This is a genomic window from Bacillus sp. NMCN1, from assembly GCF_002998085.1.
GTDB lineage: Bacteria > Bacillota > Bacilli > Bacillales > Bacillaceae > Bacillus.
The window spans coordinates 375,550-393,849 of the sequence record NZ_PVQL01000001.1; the positions used below are offsets into that span (position 1 = coordinate 375,550).

Below are 18,300 nucleotides of genomic sequence, written 5' to 3' on the forward strand. Positions count from 1 at the left end.
TTGTAGAAATATTGTAGAGGAATGAGGCTGGAAAAGGAGTGTAAGAAAATGACTGAAACGCTCGATGGCGCAGAAGATATCAGAAAATTAGAAAAAGAGAACGAATATTTGCGAACAGAGTTGATGCAGCAAAAAATGCTGTTAAATAAGACGTTAGATGCCATTTTCATATTTGATCAGCACCTCAATATTATCCAAGCCAACGAAGCGACATGCAGGCTTGTACAGACATCGAAAGAAGACCTCCTCAATAAATCCGTTCTAGATTTCCTATACGGCATCCCGAAAGACAAAATTGAAAGCTCCCTTGATTTATTTTTTCGAAAAGGAACGTTAAGAAGAGAAATCTCCATTCAGCTTGAAAACGGCGAAACAAAATACATTGAATTTGTCGCAGAGCATGACGTCGTGAATCAGCAATATATTGTGGTCATGCGAGATATTTCCTCAAAGAAAATACTAGAACGAGAACGCTCCATGAATGAGCAGCTGTTCAAAGATTTGTTTGACCGAGCCATTGACGGGATGGTCATATTTGATCAGGATGGCTGCATGATCGACGCCAATCACTCTTTTTGTCAGAGCTTTGAGCTGCAAAAGACCGATTTAACCGATCGTTATTTAAATGAATTTGTCGAAGCTGAAAATCTTCCAGCCTTGCAGCACCTTTTAACGTCACTTAAAGAAACAGGGAAAGCCAAGGGAGAGCTTCCCGTTACCCTTCAATCTGGCCAGCACAAATTATTCGAGCTCACCATAACATCAAATGTGATGAGTGGTTTTTATATGTCCATCATGCGGGATATTACAGAAAAAAGGTTAATGGAAGAGAAGCTGTTAAAAAGTGAGGAACGCTTTAGAGAAATTTTTGAAAATGCGATGGATGCGATCATCATATGGGCAGATGATGGAGAGATTGTGAGAGCCAATGAATCAGCCTGCCGAATTTTTGAATTGCCTATGCACTCACTGATTGGCAAGAAACTCACAGACTTTCTCGTGAAATCTGATAAGAGATATAGGCCGACAAGAAGACGTTATATTCGGAATAATGAAATAAGGGAAGAACTTTTGTTCAGAATGGCAAATGGTCAGTTTAAAGAGCTCGAGTTTACATCAAAGCATGCGGTATTAGAAGGACAGCACTTAACCATTTTACGTAATGTGAGTGATCGAAAAAGGATGGAGGAGGAGCTGCGCGAAAGTGAGCTCAAATTCCGTAAAGTATTTAATGGATCAATGGACGGCATTGTTCTTTTTGATAACCAATACCGCATTATCGAAGTCAATCCATCCGCAAGCGAGCTGCTCGAATTGAAAGACGATCATTTAACGGAAATGAACCTTTTCCATATCCTTGCGCCTTATCAAATTGAACATTTGGCACAGCCTGCCCAAGCGATGTCGTTAGATGAAATGGACAATGAAGTTCCGTTTGTGCTGAACCATCCAGATCAGCGAATATTGGAATTCTCTTTTAAACGCAACATTATTCATAATATGAATTTGGCGATCTTTAGAGATGTGACAGAGCGGAAGGAATTAGAAGAACGGGTAAGAAAATCAGATACCCTTCATGTGGTCGGAGAGCTTGCCGCTGGAATTGCGCATGAAATTAGAAACCCGATGACAGCATTAAAAGGCTTCATTCAGCTGTTAAAAGGAAATATAGAAGGGGAGTATTCGCTCTATTTCAATGTCATCACATCAGAACTAAAAAGAATTGAATCCATCATCACCGAATTTTTGATTTTAGCGAAACCACAAGCCATCGTATATGAAGAAAAAAATGTGGTGCAAATTATGAAAGACACGATGGATCTTTTGCACGCACAGGCGAACCTCGGCAACGTTCAAATGCATCTCAATGTGTTGGATGAGATTCCGCTCATTTATTGTGAACAAAACCAATTAAAACAGGTCTTTATTAACATTTTGAAAAATGCAATTGAAGTCATGCCAAGAAAAGGAAATGTCTATGTGAGCATTCAGCGGAAGGGTGAAGAGCATATTGTCATTTCACTGCGGGATGAAGGCTGCGGAATGGCAGAGGACAAGCTAAAGCGTCTAGGGGAACCATTTTATACGACAAAAGAAAGAGGAACTGGACTTGGCTTAATGGTTAGTTATAAAATTATTGAAGAGCATCAAGGAACGATTGAGGTAGAAAGTGAGGAAGGGGTAGGAAGCGTCTTCCATCTCACGCTTCCACTGAGGCAGAAGAAACAAGAAGGAGAGCATTAAAGTGTATTATACCGTCTATCACGCACCAATTGGGGCATTATACATACTAGAAAAAGACGGTGCCATCATCGAGGTGATGTTTGATGATGAGCCGTTTATAGCAAAAAAACAGGAAGCCAATCTAAAAGAAGAAGAAACGTCTGTATTACAAGAAGCGAAAAAGCAGCTAGATGAATATTTCAAGGGTGAGCGCCAAGTATTCGATCTCCCGCTCAAGCAAAAGGGATCTCCGTTTCAAGAGCAGGTGTGGGAAGCACTTTCGACTATTCCGTATGGTGAATCAAAAAGCTATGCAGACATTGCAGAAGCGATTGGTAACCCAAAGGCTGTGAGAGCGATTGGACAAGCCAACAGACGCAATGCATTACCTATTTTTATCCCCTGTCACAGAGTGATTGGAAAAGACCGCTCTCTGACGGGCTATGCAGGAACGAAGACAGATATGAAAGCGGTTCTGCTTGAATTAGAAGGTATCCCATTTGTTCAAAAATAAATCGATTGACCTGTTCCAAATGTTTGTCAAGCGACATATCCTTTTATTAAGCTAAAAAAGTTGGTTGAGGGAAAAAGGAGGGCGCTAGGGAATGTTTTGGGGCAAAAAGAATAAAATGTATGCCGTCACATCACTATGTGTCAAAATGAACGTTTTAACAGAAGAACAGAAAAAAGAAATCTTAGCAAAAACGAATGAAATAAAAAAGCGCGGTGCCCTTAAATAATAAGTACACGGCGCTTTTTTTATGATCAGAGTGAGATGCTTTCAGCGAACAGAGCATCAATCTCTTCTTTATAGTTCGATGTGATAATGCCTTTCTCTGTAATGATACCTGAAATGAGATGGTGAGGCGTGACATCAAAGGCGGGATTGAAAACCTGAACATCAGGCGGTGCAATTTGGACGCCGTTTAATTCCTTTACTTCCAGCGGATCACGCTCTTCAATTGGAATATCTGCCCCGTCTTGGGTTGAGACATCAAAGGTGGAAAGCGGTGCAGCTATAAAAAACGGAATTTGAAAATGCTTGGCTAAAATGGCAAGACTTAACGTACCAATCTTATTCGCCGTATCTCCATTACGGGCAATACGATCAGCTCCAACAATGACAGCAGAAATTTGCTTTTCTTTCATCGTATGGGCTGCCATGTTATCTGTGATGAGTGTCACATCTACTCCGCCTTGCATGAGCTCCCATGTTGTCAGCCTAGCCCCTTGAAGAACAGGGCGTGTTTCACAGGCATAAATGTGAAGATCGAGATTTTTCTTTTTGGCTAAATAAAATGGAGCAAGGGCTGTTCCGTACCGGCTCGTGGCGATGGAGCCTGCATTGCAAATGGTCATAATACGATCACCCGATTTAAAGAGCTGGAGTGCATTTTGACCGATTTGTCTGCATGTTTCTTCATCTTCAATTTGAATTTGAATGGCTTCATGGACAAGGTCTGTTTTGGCTGCATTGACCGAAGCTGCACGCTCAATGCGCTGCAACAATCGCTCTAATGCCCAGGCTAGATTCACAGCGGTTGGACGAGCACTGTTTAAATATTCTTTTATCCGAATGACTTCTTGTTTAAAAACATCAATTTCTTCTGTCTCAATGTCTTGGGCACTAAGCGCCAGTCCAAAAGCTGCTGTAATGCCAATGGCAGGTGCTCCTCGCACTTTTAGCGTGACAATGGCATCATACACGTCTTCTTTTGTATATAAATGCTCAAACTCAGTTTCGGCCGGTAATTTTTGCTGATTCAAAATGTTAATATGGTTTTCTTCCCATTCGACAGAACGGGGGACTTCGAATTCTTTAGACAAAACCCGTCACTCCTTTACAGATTGCTGGAATAATGCGACGAGGTCAGACGCTGTTTCCACTGCATGATATTGTTTGATGAATGTTTTTCCGAGCGTTAGTGCTGCATTTTTCTGCTGAATCCGTCTAGATGGTGATGGAATCGCATCGAGATCAGCGGCATGAGCAAGGCCAATTGTTCGGCGGACAAGCTCACAGCCTGCAAAGCCTGTCGCTTCTTTTAAAATACGGTCAAAGGTTGTTTCTAAAAAGCTGTCAGATACACTAAATGCTTCAATGCTGTCTTCTTTCCAAGCTTTTGCGAACACTTCTTTGAATGTCGCCCATACATTGACGACATGGTCAAAAAGGTGCTGCTGATCGTGTTCATTCTCACGAGACAAAGCATTCAGGAACAGGTTAGCGATAAAGTGACCAATATCGAACCCAAAGGGACCGTAAAAGGCGAACTCTGGATCAATGATTTTTGTTTCCGTCTCACTGGCAAAAATACTGCCTGTGTGAAGATCTCCATGAACAAGAGTTTCAGCGGATGTCAGGAAAATACGCTTCAGTTCGGCTGCTTTGGCCTGCACTTCAAGATCTGCCCAAAGCGCTTCAGCAGCTTCTCTTAATTCTTCTTCGAAATCATTTGTGCCGCTATCAAAGAAAGGATCTGTGAAGACGAGTTTTTCAGTAATGTCACAAAGGTCCGGATTCGTAAATTGCTTCACAAATTGTTTTTTGATTTTAGGATTTGTGGCAAAGTCAGATGTGTAAAAAAGTGTTTTTCCTAAAAATTCTCCGACATGATCGGATAAATGCGGATATTGTTTTCCGGCAATTAGCCCTTTTCTGACGATTTCTAGGTGTGATAGATCCTCCATTGCCGTCACAGCAAGAGCTGTATCTGAATAATAGACCGCTGGTACGAGATGCGGCGTATATTCTGACTGCTTGATCAGGGCAGTACTTTCAATTCTCGCACGGTCTAATGTAAGCGGCCAGCTCTCCCCGACCACCTTGGCGTAGGGCAGGGCCTGCTTGATGATCAATCCTTTTTTTTGTTTGTGATCAAAAATATGAAAGACGTAATTTAAATTCCCGTCACCGATTTCCGTACATGTCAAATGATTGCTTTCTTGGATCAAGCCAAGTCTAATTGCGAGTGCAACTGCCGAGCTTTCTGTTAATTCTTCATATGATGCCGTAAGTGTAACCAATTGCTTCCCCTCCAAATCATATAAAAAAGCCTCTTTCTCCTGAGAGAAAGAGGCTTGATAGCGTGTATGCTCAAAGCCTCTCTTATCTCTCAGCACATACGTCTGATGGAATTAGCACCGTGCCCTATAAGACAAATTGTCTTGGCGCTTTACTTGCTGCGCCCCACTTCACAGTGGTATTAACGGTCGGTTGCTGTTGGGGTCAAAAGGCCAAATCCCTCGCCCAACTCTCGATAAGAGAAATCAATATGTAATTGTTTCGTGTCTGTTTGCATTTCTTAATTCAAGATATTATCAGAGCTCCGCTTCACATGTCAATCCTTTTTCGAAATTGCTTTACAATTCGTAAAACAATCCATTACAGTGTTTGTATTGCTATGTAACTTGAATAGAAGGTGAAGATAAATGGAATTCCAGCAATCAGATGTACTGAAACAATTACCGAAACAATTTTTTGCGTCTCTTGTCCAAAAGGTGCAGAAAAAGGTGCAGGAAGGGGCAGATATCATTAATTTAGGGCAGGGGAATCCTGATCAGCCAACCCCTTCGCATATTGTAAAAGCCATGCAGGAAGCGGTATTAAAACCTGAAAATCATCAATACTCGTCATTCCGCGGAACAGCGAAATTAAAAAAGGCTGCTGCCGCCTTTTATGAAAGAGAATATGGTGTCACGCTTGATCCGATGAAGGAGATTGCGATTTTATTTGGCGGGAAAGCGGGACTTGTTGAGCTGCCGCAATGCCTGCTGAATCCGGGTGATACGCTTCTTGTTCCAGACCCTGGTTACCCTGATTATTGGTCAGGTGCCGTGCTTGCTGGAGCTCAGATGGTGACGATGCCGCTTCTTGAAAAAAATGATTTTTTACCTGACTATGATCGATTGCCAGAGGATGATAAGAAAAAAGCAAAGTTGATGTACTTAAATTATCCCAACAATCCGACGGGTGCCACGGCAAGCCGTGCATTTTTTGAAGAAACGGTTACGTTTGCGAAAGATCACAAGCTCTGTGTTGTCCATGATTTTGCCTATGGCGGCATTGGGTTTGATGGGGAAAAGCCGATCAGCTTTTTGCAAACAGATGGAGCGAAAGAGACGGGTATTGAAATTTATACATTGTCTAAAACGTATAATATGGCCGGATGGAGAGTAGGTTTTGCAGCAGGAAACCCGTCTGTTATTGAAGCGATTGAGCTTTATCAGGATCACCTGTTTGTCTCACTGTTTAAAGCAACTCAAGATGCAGCAGCAGAAGCCCTATTAAGCGACCAAACGTGCGTACAGGTGCAAAATGATCGATATGAGAATAGGCGAAATGTGTGGATCGCTGCCTGCAAGGAGATTGGCTGGGAGGTCACTGCGCCGAAAGGGTCATTTTTTGCTTGGCTAAAGGTGCCAGAAGGATATACATCTGAATCTTTTTCTGACGTATTATTAGAGAAGGCACATGTTGTTGTGGCACCTGGGAATGGGTTTGGTGCTCACGGTGAAGGATACGTGAGAGTAGGACTTTTAACAAGTGAAGAGCGGTTAAAAGAAGCCGCTCGACGGATCGATGCCTTGAATCTGTTTGAAAATAAGCCATTGACAACATAAAAAAATGGTGCGATAATTCAGACAATATTTAAGAAAATAGAATATTCTTATCAAGAGTAGGCAGAGGGACTAGCCCAATGAAGCCCGGCAACCGACTTCCATGAAGCACGGTGCTAATTCTTGCAGCAAGCGCTGAGAGATAAGATTCGGATGAATGACACGAAACAACCTCTTTAAGGCGCTGACAAAGCACTTGAAGAGGTTTTTTTATTGACCATATGCATGACGCAATCGAAAGGGGATTCCTAGTGAGTGAATTACTGGCAACATACGTATTAACACATCGAGAGGATGAACAAGTGAACCGAAAAGCGGAGCAGATCGCGCTTGGTTTAACAGTGGGATCATGGACAGATTTGCCGCAGCTCAAAAAGGAGCAGCTTCAAAAGCATAAAGGCCGGGTAGAAAAAGTATCAGGAAAATTTGCTCCAGCCGAAAATGGCCTATATCAATCTGAGATGACCATTGCTTATCCTGAGGCTAACTTTTCAACGGATATACCGGCCGTTTTGACGACGATCTTTGGAAAGCTTTCATTAGATGGAAAAGTGAAGCTAGTCGACATTCAATTCTCGGATAGATTTAAAAGAAGTCTGCCGGGACCGGTATTTGGAATTGATGGTATACGAAAAAAAGCAGGCGTGTTTGATCGACCTTTGTTGATGAGCATTTTTAAAGGTGTCATTGGCCGTGATATGGCGGATTTAAAAGAACAGCTCCGTTTACAAGCATTAGGCGGCGTTGACTTTATCAAAGACGATGAAATTTTATTTGAGAGCCCACTAGCCCCTTTTGAAGAGCGAATCAAAGAAGGAAAAAAGATATTAAAAGAAACATATGAAGAGACAGGGCACCGAACGCTATATGCCGTTAATTTAACAGGCAGAACCTTTGAACTGAAGGATCGAGCAAGAAAGGCAGCTGAACTCGGAGCGGATGCACTCTTATTCAATGTCTTTGCCTACGGACTAGATGTCATGCAAAGCTTAGCTGAGGATCCAGATATTCCATTGCCTATCATGGCCCATCCCGCAGTAAGCGGCGCTTTGACATCATCGCCTGAATATGGATTCTCTCATTCTCTTCTTTTAGGTAAATTAAATCGATATGCAGGCGCAGATTTGAGTCTTTTTCCCTCACCGTATGGGTCGGTCGCACTTCCAAAAAAAGATGCCTTTGGAATCTATGAAGCTTGTGTAAAAGAGGATTTGGTGCAAAAAACGTTCCCAGTCCCGTCAGCAGGCATTCATCCTGGAATGGTTCCAGTATTGATGAAAGATTTTGGACTCGATCATGTGATTAACGCTGGTGGAGGAATTCATGGACATCCGCGTGGAGCCATCGGCGGAGGGAAAGCATTTCGATCGATCATTGATGCGGTGATACATGAAGAGTCGATCCAAGATAAGGCAGCTTCATGCCAGGACTTAAAAGCAGCACTTGATCTATGGGGAAGGGTAGCGGAATAAATGAAAAAGCCAATAGTATGTTGTGATTTTGATGGAACAATTACGAAAAATGATAATATCATTCGCATCATGAAACACTTTGCACCAAGTGAATGGACGGAGCTTAAGGATGATGTTCTCTCAAAGGAGATCACCATTCAAGAAGGCGTCAGGCAGATGTTTCAATTACTGAAGAGTGATCAAAAGGAAGCCATTCAGTCGTTTATTTTAAAAGATACAGAGATTCGAGAAGGGTTCAAGCAATTTGTTGATCATGTGAAAAAAGCTGATATCCCTTTCTATGTGCTAAGCGGCGGGATGGACTTTTTTGTCTATCCCATACTCGAGGGCATTGTGGGCAGAGACAATATTTATTGCAATCATGCCTCATTTGGGGAAGATCATATTCAGATTGAATGGCCGCATGCCTGCGATTCGCAATGTCAAAATGGCTGCGGATGCTGCAAGCCGTCAATCATTCGAGAGCTGACCCATGAGAATGACTTCATCATCATGATCGGAGATTCAGTCACGGATGTGGAGGCGGCAAAGCATGCGGATCTCACATTTGCGCGCGACTATTTGCTGAATGAATGTAAGGAGCTTGGGCTTGTATATAAAGAGTATGAGACATTTATTGATCTTAAAGCGAAATTTGATCAAATAAAGGAAGTGAAAGAATGGCAGACGCAAAGAGCAAGCGCTGGCAGGAGCTAGCAGACGTCAAACGTGAACTGGCACAAAGAGACTGGTTTTACGGAACAAGCGGCAATTTATCGATCAAGGTGTCGGATGATCCAATCACGTTTTTGGTGACGGCAAGCGGCAAAGATAAACGAAAAGAAACGGATGAAGATTTTGTTTTAGTGAATGGAGCAGGTAAGCCTGATAATCCGAACGAACCGCTTAGACCATCAGCTGAAACACTGCTTCACACATACGTGTATGAGCGGACGAAAGCAGGCTGCTGTCTCCATGTCCATACAATCGATAATAATGTGATGTCTGAGCTGTATGGGGATAAGGGCGAGGTTCGTTTGAAAGGAAACGAAATCATCAAGGCGCTTGGTTACTGGGAAGAGGATGCAGAAGTGTCGATACCGATTATTGAAAATCCAGCCCACATTCCGCATCTTGCAGCACAATTTGCAAAGCATCTCACTGAAGAGTCGGAATCAGGTGCTGTGCTCATTCGAAATCATGGCATCACTGTATGGGGAAAAACAGCCTTTGAAGCAAAACGAGTATTAGAGGCGTATGAATTTTTATTTAGCTGCCACTTAAAATTAACGCTTTATCAAAAGCAGCTTGTCAGATAAAAAGGAGGAAAAGCACATGGCGACGATTTTGATTCATAACGAAGAGAACACATTACTTGAAAGCGAGCAAGAGGTAGCAGTCTATTTAGAAAAGCAAGGAGTCATTTATGAACATTGGGATATTGCAAAGCTGCCAAACCGGTTATCAGAAAAGTATGATTTAACAGATGAGGAAAAGGAAGAGATTTTGACTGTTTTTCAAAAGGAAATCCAGAGTATATCTGAAAAACGAGGGTACAAAGCGCAGGATGTGATTTCATTATCTGACGCCACACCAAATCTAGATGAGCTGCTCCAAAATTTTAAGCGTGAGCATCATCATACAGATGACGAAGTACGTTTTATTGTAAGCGGGCATGGGATCTTTGCCATTCAGGGCAAGGATGGCGTTTTTTTTGATGTGAGACTGAATCCAGGAGATTTAATTTCTGTCCCGCCACATATTCGTCACTACTTTACACTTCAAGAGGATCGCAAAGTGGTCACAGTTCGCATATTTGTCACAACTGAGGGCTGGGTGCCAATTTACGAGGAAGAAACGGTTTAATGACAGGAGCTGATCATTCCGCATGAGGCGGATGATCAGCTTTTTTTTAGGAAAATAGGCATAAAATGAGAAAGAAAATAGTTGATTTTGATCTTCTGCATAGGATAAAATTCTTTTTAATCCATGTGTCAGTCCTGTCCAAATTTGAAGTTCACCCCAAATAAGGTTGGGTAAGAGGTCTTTAGGCTGTAAAAAATTAAATAAAATAAGCATATTTATTTTAATTTACAAATAAAGTATAATTTTGGTGTCGGATCATTTTGAGAATAGACAGTCGAATTCATTGCGGGAGCTGAGATCATGAATATTTATGTAAGGAAAGAACAATTGCTGATGTCCATTGATGAGAAGAGAAAACAGATGGTAGAAGCTGCTCAAGCGGAAGGCTACACTGGTGAGACGACCATTAAATATAGTCAAGAACTAGACAACCTGATGAATGAGTATCAGCATATCCTTTTTCATGAGAAACAATCTGCCCCCTCCTTTCATGATCTTGTATCTCAAATGAGTCTTCTATCTGTGAACCGCCCTTCTTATTGACATGAAAAACCGGTCTTGCCTAAGCAAAACCGGCTGAATGCTTCAGCTATGATGAGTGAGCAGAAGGAAGCATGATCATGACAGTTGTTCCTTTATTCACTTCGCTCTCGATATCAATTGTCCCGCCATACATCGAAATGATTCGTTTACACACGACAAGCCCAAGACCTGTGCCTTTTTCCTTCGACGTAATAAAAGGGAGGAAGATATGCTTTAACATTTCTTCTGGTATGCCTTCACCCGTATCTTTCACTTTAATAATGACATGTTCTTTTTCAGCCTCAATCAAAATCTTCAAATGACCGCCATTTGGCATCGCTTCTAACGAGTTCTTCGCCACATTTAATACGACTTGTTTAATGTGATCCTTTGTGCAATACACCCCAACATCTTGAATCGTATTAATTTGCAAATCGACCTCAACATTATAAAGGTTCGCCTCAGAGAAAACGATCGGCATGATCTCACTTACAATTTCTTTGACAGAGTTATTCTGCCATTTTTCAGCCGTTGGTTTCCCTAATACAAGAAACTCACTGACGATTTGGTTAATTCGTTTAATTTCTTCTTCAATGACAGAAAAATAGAGCTGATCTTCTTCAGAGTGATACTTCTTTTGCAAAAGCTGTATAAATCCACTGATCCCTGTTAATGGGTTGCGAATTTCGTGTGCCGTACTTGCTGCGAGGGTTCCGATTAATTCAAGCTTTTGTGCTTCATTTTGGTGACGCTCCTGCTGGGTTTGACGTCTTAAAATGATATATTGAACAAGTGTGAATAAAATATTTAATAAAATAAAAGCACTGGATAAAGGGATCAGCATAACAGACAGCACTTCACCTGTAGAAGCGCGCTGCGGAAAGACTTCCAGCTTCCAGCTGTTTTCATCTAAATATGTAGACACGGTGCTGCCATTTTCTGATGCTGGCTGCGGACCACTTGTAAACACCACGTGTCCATTTTGATTCAGCATCTTAAAATGGAGATCAGGGTTCAATACATTCATAATATTTCTTAAATAATCAATTTGAATGGCAGCAATTAGCACATTGGTGACTTCTTCGTTTTCATCCAGTACAGGCACACAAATGGAAAGAATCCGCTGTTTTGTAATGCGGCTCACATAGTTATCTGTGATCACCGTCTGCTTGGTCACTTGAATGCGCTTAAAGTAATCTCTGAATGACAGGTTGATTTTTTCCTTTAACGTTGTGGTGCTTACTGTTACATTTCCTTTTTTGTCTAGGAGATACAGACCTGAAAAACGAGGTTCTTGTTTATAGATTTTCTCTAGGATGTTTTGTACTTTTTTCGTCTCGAGAGGCTGGTTAAATCCCATGGCAAGTGAAGTTAATCTCGCTTCTGTTTCACTAATTAAATAATTCATTTGGTTTTTATGAATATTTAACATAAGTGTAGCAGTTTGTTTGTTTTTTAAGTCGATTTTTTCCGTTTCTTTTTCGTAGATAAAATAACTAATGATTAGGGTTGGAATCATGACCAAAATAAGGTACAGCCTGATCTTTTTCCAAAACCCTTTCAGTATACTCATCATTCATCGCTCCAACGTATTACCTAATAGACTTATTATAGCATTGAACCTATCTTTATTACGATGACTTGTGTGATTTTTAAAAAATTAGGTGATTCGTTCTGGTCTCATTTTCATGCTAAAGATGGATCAAGATGTTGACATTTTACTTATTGTTTATTAATGTCACATTAGTGGGTTGCATTTCATAAAGGATGATAAAAAATGGAAAATCATAATGTTGAAAAATCTTTGAAATTATTTATTGTATTATCGCGTGCCTATCGCTCGATTAATCACCACATGAATAAACATATTGTGAAGCACGGGCTGAATCCGACTGAATTTGCAGTATTAGAATTACTGTATCATAAAGGAGATCAGCCGCTTCAGCAAATTGGTGATAAGATTTTACTTGCAAGCGGCAGCATCACGTATGTGGTCGATAAATTGGAGAAGAAAGAACTCCTCAGTCGTAAGGCCTGTGCAGAAGACCGCAGGGTCACATTTGCGCATATTACCGAGCAGGGACGAGCTTTGCTTGATGACATCTTTCCGGATCATGCGAAAGAAATTCATGAGATGATCAGTGTCCTGAGCGAAGAAGAGAAGGATGTCTGCATTGATATGCTGAAACATGTGGGACTGCGAGCAAAGCATTTATATGATCATAAAGAATAAATAAAAAAGGAAGCCGCGCAGGCTCCTTTTTTTATTTTGCTTTTTTCTCAATCGGTAAAATGAGTACTTCTACGCGTCGGTTTTTACTTCTGCCTTCTGCTGTATCGTTTGAAGCAATCGGCTTGAATTCACCGAAACCTTTTGTACTAAAGTTCTCTTGGTTTAGATTGCTGTTCTGAAGAATAATACTCAAAAAGTTTACAGCACGAATGGCACTTAAATACCAGTTTGATTCAAATTCTGAATTTCTGATCGGTACATTATCAGTATGTCCGCTAATGACGATGTCACGAGCGGGGTTAATGACGAGTAGCTTTGAGATTTCCTTTGCTAACGGGACATCCTGAGGGCGAATAACCGCCCGGCCAGAATCAAAGAAAATACTGTCTTCAATCGTAATGAGCAAACCTTCATCCGTGAGCTTTGTTTCGAGCTTGGCTCCAAGTTTCTTATTGGCAATGAATGTATCCACTTGCTTTTTGACCTTTGTGAGAACGGCATGGTCTCGAGCTTTTGCTTTGGCTTCTTCATCTTCTTCGGCAGCTTTTTTTTCCTGGTTGCTATTTTCAGTTTCTTCGGTGCTTTGCATGCTGGTTTGATCCATGACACCAGTACCGCCCGTAAAGACGACATTAAAAGACTTGGCCATCTGTTCATACTTTGCCACATCAATCGAACTAGATGCAAAAAGCACAATGAAGAGAGCGAGTAGAAGCGTCAGAAGATCGGCATAAGGGATCAGCCAAGATTCATCTACATGGTCATCATGATCATGTTTTTTACGTTTCCTAGCCATTTTGTTTTTCTCCTTCTTCTATGACAAGATTTGCACGTTCTTTCGCTGGTAGGTACATAAGAAGTTTTTGTTCAATCACTTTTGGAGATTGACCTTCAAGAACAGAAAGAATCCCTTCGATCATAATCAGACGAAGCTTTACTTCTTCCTTTGATTTACGCTTCAGCTTGTTGGCAAATGGATGCCATAATACATAACCGGTAAAAATCCCAAGCAGCGTGGCAACGAAGGCCGCACTGATTGCATGTCCAAGTGCTTCAATGTCTCCCATGTTTGCAAGTGCGGCAATTAGTCCGACAACGGCGCCAAGTACACCAAGCGTCGGAGCGTATGTACCTGCTTGTGTAAAGATTAATGCGCCGGACTGATGTCTTTCAGACATGGCGTCTACCTCTTCTGTTAAGACGTCACGAATAAATTCTGCACTTTGACCGTCAACCGCCATGCTTAAGCCGTTCTTGAGAAAATCGTCATCGACTTCCTCAAGGCTAGCTTCTAATGCCAAAAGACCTTCACGACGCGCAATTTGTGCCCAGTTTGAAAAAAGAGGGATCATTTCTTGAATCGTTGGAAGCTGGTTGTCTTTGAAAATTTTGCCGAACAATTTTGGTGTTTTCTTAATTTCACTAGAAGGGAATGCGATGACAACAGCTGCAACCGTCCCAACAATGATGATTAATATAGCCGCTGGGTTGATAAGAGCGGTTAGACTCACACCTTTCAAAATCATACCGACACTCAGTGCAATAAATGCTAAAATAATACCAATTAACGATGTTTTGTCCATTATCTCACCAAATCCTTTAACTATCTTTTTCTATAGTTAATATCGGTGTCTTCTAGAAGGGTTTTAGTCAGAATATAAAATTAAGGCAGTTTCTGTGAAGAAATTTTGACGAAAGCGCTTTCTAATCCCTTAAAAAAGAAACTCCCTCTGATATTAAGGGAGTTTTCTTTTTAATTTCTTTGAGCAGTTTCATCTAAAAGCAGCTCTTTTAATTTTTCTTCATACATGATTTTGACAAGATCATAGCTCCAATTCATCATGTGATCCACCTCTTTTTCTTTTATCGTAAAGGAAAAGAGGCGGGGGAGCGTCGGCGTGCGGGTGGAACTTAGACGCCGCAACATGATGGAGCTGTAGATCCTTCTTAGGATGTACTTATCCTTTTTTTACTACAATTTCGTCATCTTCAACATCTACAGTAAATCTTGAAAGCTTTTCTTCTTCAAGCAATATTTCCGTCATTTGATCTTCAACGTGCTCTTGAATGGTTCTTCGCAGTGGACGAGCACCAAATGCAGGATGATATCCAAGTTCTGCAATTTTTCTCTTCGCTTCTTTTGTCACGTGGACTGTTAAATTCTGCTCTTTTAATTGCTCTGACAGCTCATTGAGCAGAAGATCCACAATCTTCACTAAATCATCTCTATCTAATGAGTCGAACTGAATGATGCTGTCAAAACGGTTCAAGAATTCTGGTTTGAAATAGGCGCTGAGTGAATCAATGAGTGATTGTTCCTCAATCGCTTCTTCCTGATCAGACTGGAAGCCGACTTTGACCGTTTTATCTGTGCTTCCTGCGTTACTTGTCATGATGATAACAGTATCTTTAAAGCTGACGGTTCTGCCTTGGCTGTCTGTTAACCGGCCATCTTCCATGATTTGAAGGAACATATGCTGCACATCAGGATGTGCTTTTTCGATTTCATCCAGCAAAATGATGCTGTATGGTTTTCTGCGCACTTTTTCTGTCAGCTGGCCTGCTTCATCATGTCCAACGTAACCTGGAGGAGAACCGATGAGTTTTGATACTGAGTGTTTCTCCATGTACTCACTCATATCTAAACGGATGATCGCATCTCTTGAACCGAATAATTCTTCAGCCAGTGTTTTTGACAATTCGGTTTTCCCGACACCTGTTGGTCCAACGAAAAGGAAGGAGCCTGTCGGTCTATGTTTTGATTTTAATCCGGCTCTGCTTCTTTTCACAGCTTTTGCTACTTTTTCAACCGCATGTTCTTGACCGATCACCCGTGCTTTTAAGCGGACGTCAATTTCTTTCATTTTGGTTTGTTCGTCTGCTTGCAGTTTGCCGACAGGGATGCCTGTTTTTTGTTCCACAATGGCTTGAATGTCTTCTGCTGTGACGACATGTTCTTTGTCATTTGTTTTGTTTTGAAGTCTTGCTTCAATGGCTTCTTCTTCATCTCGAAGCTTCGCCGCTTTTTCATATTGTTCTTCTTTTAAAGCAGCTTGTTTTTCAGCAGCGATTTCTGTCAGACGATTCGTTAGTTCATCTTCACTTGCTGCATCAATGGAGAGGTTCGCTTTTGAACCTGCTTCATCCATTAAATCAATAGCTTTATCCGGCAGATGACGGTCTTGAATATACCGCGAAGATAATTGGACACACGCTTGAATGGCTTCGTCTGAATAGGTGACGCCATGATAGCTTTCGTACTTATCTTGAATGCCTTTTAAAATCTCGATCGCTTCATCTTGTGTTGGCTCATCCACAATGACGGGCTGGAAGCGTCGTTCAAGTGCGGCATCTTTTTCAATTTGACGATATTCTTTTAATGTCGTCGCACCTACTAGCTGCAGCTCGCCTCGTGCAAGGGCTGGTTTTAAGATGTTTCCAGCATCCATTGACCCTTCGGCAGATCCTGCGCCTACAAGAAGATGGATTTCATCTACAAATAAGATAATATTTTTACGGCTTTGCAGTTCTTTAATTAACTGCTTCATTCTTTCCTCAAATTGGCCACGTATCCCTGTATTCGCTACAAGGGAGGAGACATCTAATAAATAGATTTGTTTGTTCTTTAATTTATTTGGTACATCGCCACTCGCAATTTTCAGTGCGAGTCCTTCAGCGATCGCTGTTTTCCCAACACCTGGTTCACCAATCAGAACAGGGTTATTTTTATTTCTTCTATTTAAAATCTCAATGACTCTTGCGACTTCTTCATCACGGCCGATGACTGGATCAATTAAACCAGCATTTGCGCCATCTGTTAAATTTCGGCCAAGTTCATCGAGTAAGCCTTTTTGCTTTGGCTGCTGTATGCTTTGTGCATGTTCTGTTGGGTGAGAGAAGAATGAGCTTCCCCCGAACAATTGAGGTCCCATTTTCATTTTTGACTGCTCCATTAAAGAGGTGTAGCAGTCTTCACATAAAACCATTTGGCTCCGGGATGAATTCACTTGCATATTCAGGCGAATAGTTGCTTCATTTACTTGACAATGTTGACAACACATTTGCCATGACCTCCTTATGATAAAGTTTGACTTTATTTGACCAATGAGTGTTAAAGAAAATGGTCTATTGTTTGACCATCTTTGACTATAGTATACTCTGACCTATTTTGACTTTCAACTGTTTTGCTCAAAGCCGGGTAAAAATCCTTTTTTTGCATTTAATCATGGTTTGTCCTTCTTTTCAAGGAACTTGTCTCATAGGATAAAAAAAGACAATCGAAAGTGATGGGTGCGGAGGGGTCACATGAAACGTTCAAATGAATCCGCTTTTCAGCTTGCCTTTGTATATGTAGGAACAGTGGTTGGAGCTGGGTTTGCGACAGGAAAAGAAATCGTAGAATTTTTTGTTCGTTTTGGCTGGATTGGACTATTCGGAATCTTGATTAGCGGCGCTATTTTTACTGGACTTGGGGCAAAAATGATGCTCATTTCTAAACGAATTGAAGCAGAGTCTTATCAAGATATGAACCGGTTTCTATTTGGCGCTGCTGCAAGCAGGTATATTAATGTCGTCATGTTTTTTATTTTACTAGGCGTCACTTCAGTGATGATTTCTGGCACAGGTGCTATATTTGAAGAGCAGCTTGGCATATCAAAGGAATATGGGATCTTTTTGACGATCATTCTGAGCGTCATGGTGCTTTTGAAAGGTTCAAAAGGATTATTTGGTGTCAATGTTCTCGTTGTCCCAATGCTTATTTTCTTTTCATTGATCGTGTTTCTTGATTCATTCGTTTTTAGCAGTAGTGAAAGTTATGTTCTTGCGCTGCAAATGGGTGAGGGAGAGTGGATTTTATCAGCTATCTCATATGGTGCTTTTAATTTAGCACTTTCTCAAGCAGTGTTAGTGCCCGTCGCAAATGAAATGACCTCTGAAGCGGTGATTAAAAAGGGAGCTGTGCTTGGGGGCGTCATGCTGACAGTTATTTTACTGGCATGCTTTTTATCTCTTTCTTCATTAGATATGCTGGAGGCATTTGATATTCCAATGGCTCAGGTAGTGTATCAAGTAGCAAATTCCATTCACCTCATTTATTTATTTGTGATCTTCGGCGAAGTCTTTACATCCGTCATAGGCAATTTATATGGGCTGGAGAGACAGGTGAGGGCGTATATTCGGATGAACAGTGTCTTGACAGTATCCCTTATTCTCCTATGCTGCTATGTGATTAGTAAAATTGGTTACGGTACATTGATATCAACGGTTTATCCTATTTTTGGATATGTGAGCATCTTTTTTATCCTCTTTCTTTGTCTAAAGAAAGTACCTGCATCTCTTGATAAGTAAAGAAGGGATAGCCTACATGAAAAATATGTGGTACAC

The 18,300-nt window shown here is 41.2% G+C and carries 17 protein-coding genes and 2 riboswitches; of the genes, 11 read left to right on the forward strand and 6 right to left on the reverse strand.

Translation table 11 applies throughout. From position 1 onward, the window contains the following. The first annotated feature begins 48 nt into the window (after window positions 1-48). From C6W21_RS02055 to C6W21_RS19330, 3 genes are all read left to right on the forward strand, one after another. Entirely contained in the window at window positions 49-2,244 is a 2,196-nt protein-coding gene (locus C6W21_RS02055; protein WP_106049127.1) for a PAS domain-containing sensor histidine kinase, read from the forward strand. Between the two features lies 1 nt (window position 2,245). Further along, window positions 2,246-2,737, forward strand: coding sequence for a methylated-DNA--[protein]-cysteine S-methyltransferase (locus C6W21_RS02060; RefSeq protein ID WP_106049128.1), 492 nt, complete (start codon window positions 2,246-2,248; stop codon window positions 2,735-2,737). Window positions 2,738-2,828: 91 nt separating this feature from the next. Next, window positions 2,829-2,963 carry a hypothetical protein gene (locus C6W21_RS19330; protein WP_262417168.1) on the forward strand — a complete coding sequence of 45 codons (135 nt, stop codon included), beginning with the start codon at window positions 2,829-2,831 and terminating at the stop codon, window positions 2,961-2,963. A 25-nt stretch (window positions 2,964-2,988) separates the two neighbouring features. Here C6W21_RS19330 and mtnA read toward each other — a convergent pair whose 3' ends face one another. Both mtnA and mtnK read right to left on the reverse strand, forming a co-directional pair. Next, the gene (gene mtnA / locus C6W21_RS02065; RefSeq protein ID WP_106049129.1) at window positions 2,989-4,050 is read right to left on the reverse strand and encodes an S-methyl-5-thioribose-1-phosphate isomerase; all 1,062 of its coding nucleotides are present in this window, start codon (window positions 4,048-4,050) and stop codon (window positions 2,989-2,991) included. A 6-nt stretch (window positions 4,051-4,056) separates the two neighbouring features. Then, window positions 4,057-5,250 carry an S-methyl-5-thioribose kinase gene (gene mtnK / locus C6W21_RS02070; RefSeq protein ID WP_106050187.1) on the reverse strand — a complete coding sequence of 398 codons (1,194 nt, stop codon included), beginning with the start codon at window positions 5,248-5,250 and terminating at the stop codon, window positions 4,057-4,059. An 80-nt stretch (window positions 5,251-5,330) separates the two neighbouring features. After that, window positions 5,331-5,489, reverse strand: a riboswitch (SAM riboswitch). 166 nt (window positions 5,490-5,655) lie between these two features. On the opposite strand from mtnK, the gene C6W21_RS02075 reads away from it, so the two are divergent. The 6 genes from C6W21_RS02075 to C6W21_RS02100 all read left to right on the forward strand — a co-directional run bounded on the left by C6W21_RS02075 (window position 5,656) and on the right by C6W21_RS02100 (window position 10,703). Then, the gene (locus C6W21_RS02075; RefSeq protein ID WP_106049130.1) at window positions 5,656-6,846 is read left to right on the forward strand and encodes a pyridoxal phosphate-dependent aminotransferase; all 1,191 of its coding nucleotides are present in this window, start codon (window positions 5,656-5,658) and stop codon (window positions 6,844-6,846) included. 44 nt (window positions 6,847-6,890) lie between these two features. Further along, window positions 6,891-6,992: riboswitch (SAM riboswitch) on the forward strand. Between the two features lie 102 nt (window positions 6,993-7,094). Beyond that, the gene (gene mtnW / locus C6W21_RS02080) at window positions 7,095-8,315 is read left to right on the forward strand and encodes a 2,3-diketo-5-methylthiopentyl-1-phosphate enolase (RefSeq protein WP_106049131.1); all 1,221 of its coding nucleotides are present in this window, start codon (window positions 7,095-7,097) and stop codon (window positions 8,313-8,315) included. Further along, on the forward strand, window positions 8,316-9,011 hold the full coding sequence (locus tag C6W21_RS02085) for a 2-hydroxy-3-keto-5-methylthiopentenyl-1-phosphate phosphatase (protein ID WP_106049132.1): 696 nt from the start codon (window positions 8,316-8,318) through the stop codon (window positions 9,009-9,011). It abuts the gene before it with no gap. Then, a complete protein-coding gene (locus tag C6W21_RS02090; RefSeq protein WP_106049133.1) occupies window positions 8,975-9,613 on the forward strand; it encodes a methylthioribulose 1-phosphate dehydratase in 639 nt (212 codons plus the stop codon). Before C6W21_RS02085 ends, C6W21_RS02090 begins: the two co-directional genes overlap by 37 nt. Before the next feature lie 16 nt (window positions 9,614-9,629). Continuing rightward, window positions 9,630-10,160: a 1,2-dihydroxy-3-keto-5-methylthiopentene dioxygenase gene (locus C6W21_RS02095; RefSeq protein ID WP_106049134.1), complete on the forward strand. Its 531-nt coding sequence runs from the start codon at window positions 9,630-9,632 to the stop codon at window positions 10,158-10,160. A 300-nt stretch (window positions 10,161-10,460) separates the two neighbouring features. Beyond that, window positions 10,461-10,703 carry an aspartyl-phosphate phosphatase Spo0E family protein gene (locus C6W21_RS02100; protein WP_106049135.1) on the forward strand — a complete coding sequence of 81 codons (243 nt, stop codon included), beginning with the start codon at window positions 10,461-10,463 and terminating at the stop codon, window positions 10,701-10,703. 46 nt (window positions 10,704-10,749) lie between these two features. Here C6W21_RS02100 and kinD read toward each other — a convergent pair whose 3' ends face one another. Continuing rightward, the gene (kinD, locus tag C6W21_RS02105) at window positions 10,750-12,255 is read right to left on the reverse strand and encodes a sporulation kinase KinD (RefSeq protein ID WP_106049136.1); all 1,506 of its coding nucleotides are present in this window, start codon (window positions 12,253-12,255) and stop codon (window positions 10,750-10,752) included. Between the two features lie 204 nt (window positions 12,256-12,459). Here kinD and mhqR point away from each other — a divergent pair, with 204 nt between their 5' ends. Beyond that, on the forward strand, window positions 12,460-12,915 hold the full coding sequence (gene mhqR, locus C6W21_RS02110) for a MarR family transcriptional regulator MhqR (RefSeq protein WP_106049137.1): 456 nt from the start codon (window positions 12,460-12,462) through the stop codon (window positions 12,913-12,915). 31 nt (window positions 12,916-12,946) lie between these two features. Here mhqR and motB read toward each other — a convergent pair whose 3' ends face one another. The 3 genes from motB to C6W21_RS02125 all read right to left on the reverse strand — a co-directional run bounded on the left by motB (window position 12,947) and on the right by C6W21_RS02125 (window position 16,976). Continuing rightward, window positions 12,947-13,711 carry a flagellar motor protein MotB gene (gene motB, locus C6W21_RS02115; protein WP_106049138.1) on the reverse strand — a complete coding sequence of 255 codons (765 nt, stop codon included), beginning with the start codon at window positions 13,709-13,711 and terminating at the stop codon, window positions 12,947-12,949. Then, complete coding sequence (motA, locus tag C6W21_RS02120; protein WP_106049139.1) at window positions 13,704-14,498, reverse strand: flagellar motor stator protein MotA; 795 nt, start codon at window positions 14,496-14,498, stop codon at window positions 13,704-13,706. The genes motB and motA overlap by 8 nt, the downstream gene beginning before the upstream one ends. A 375-nt stretch (window positions 14,499-14,873) precedes the next feature. Further along, complete coding sequence (locus C6W21_RS02125) at window positions 14,874-16,976, reverse strand: ATP-dependent Clp protease ATP-binding subunit (RefSeq protein ID WP_106049140.1); 2,103 nt, start codon at window positions 16,974-16,976, stop codon at window positions 14,874-14,876. A gap of 244 nt (window positions 16,977-17,220) precedes the next feature. Between C6W21_RS02125 and C6W21_RS02130 the strand changes: the two genes are divergently transcribed. Beyond that, window positions 17,221-18,264 carry a YkvI family membrane protein gene (locus C6W21_RS02130; protein ID WP_106049141.1) on the forward strand — a complete coding sequence of 348 codons (1,044 nt, stop codon included), beginning with the start codon at window positions 17,221-17,223 and terminating at the stop codon, window positions 18,262-18,264. Window positions 18,265-18,300 lie beyond the last annotated feature (36 nt).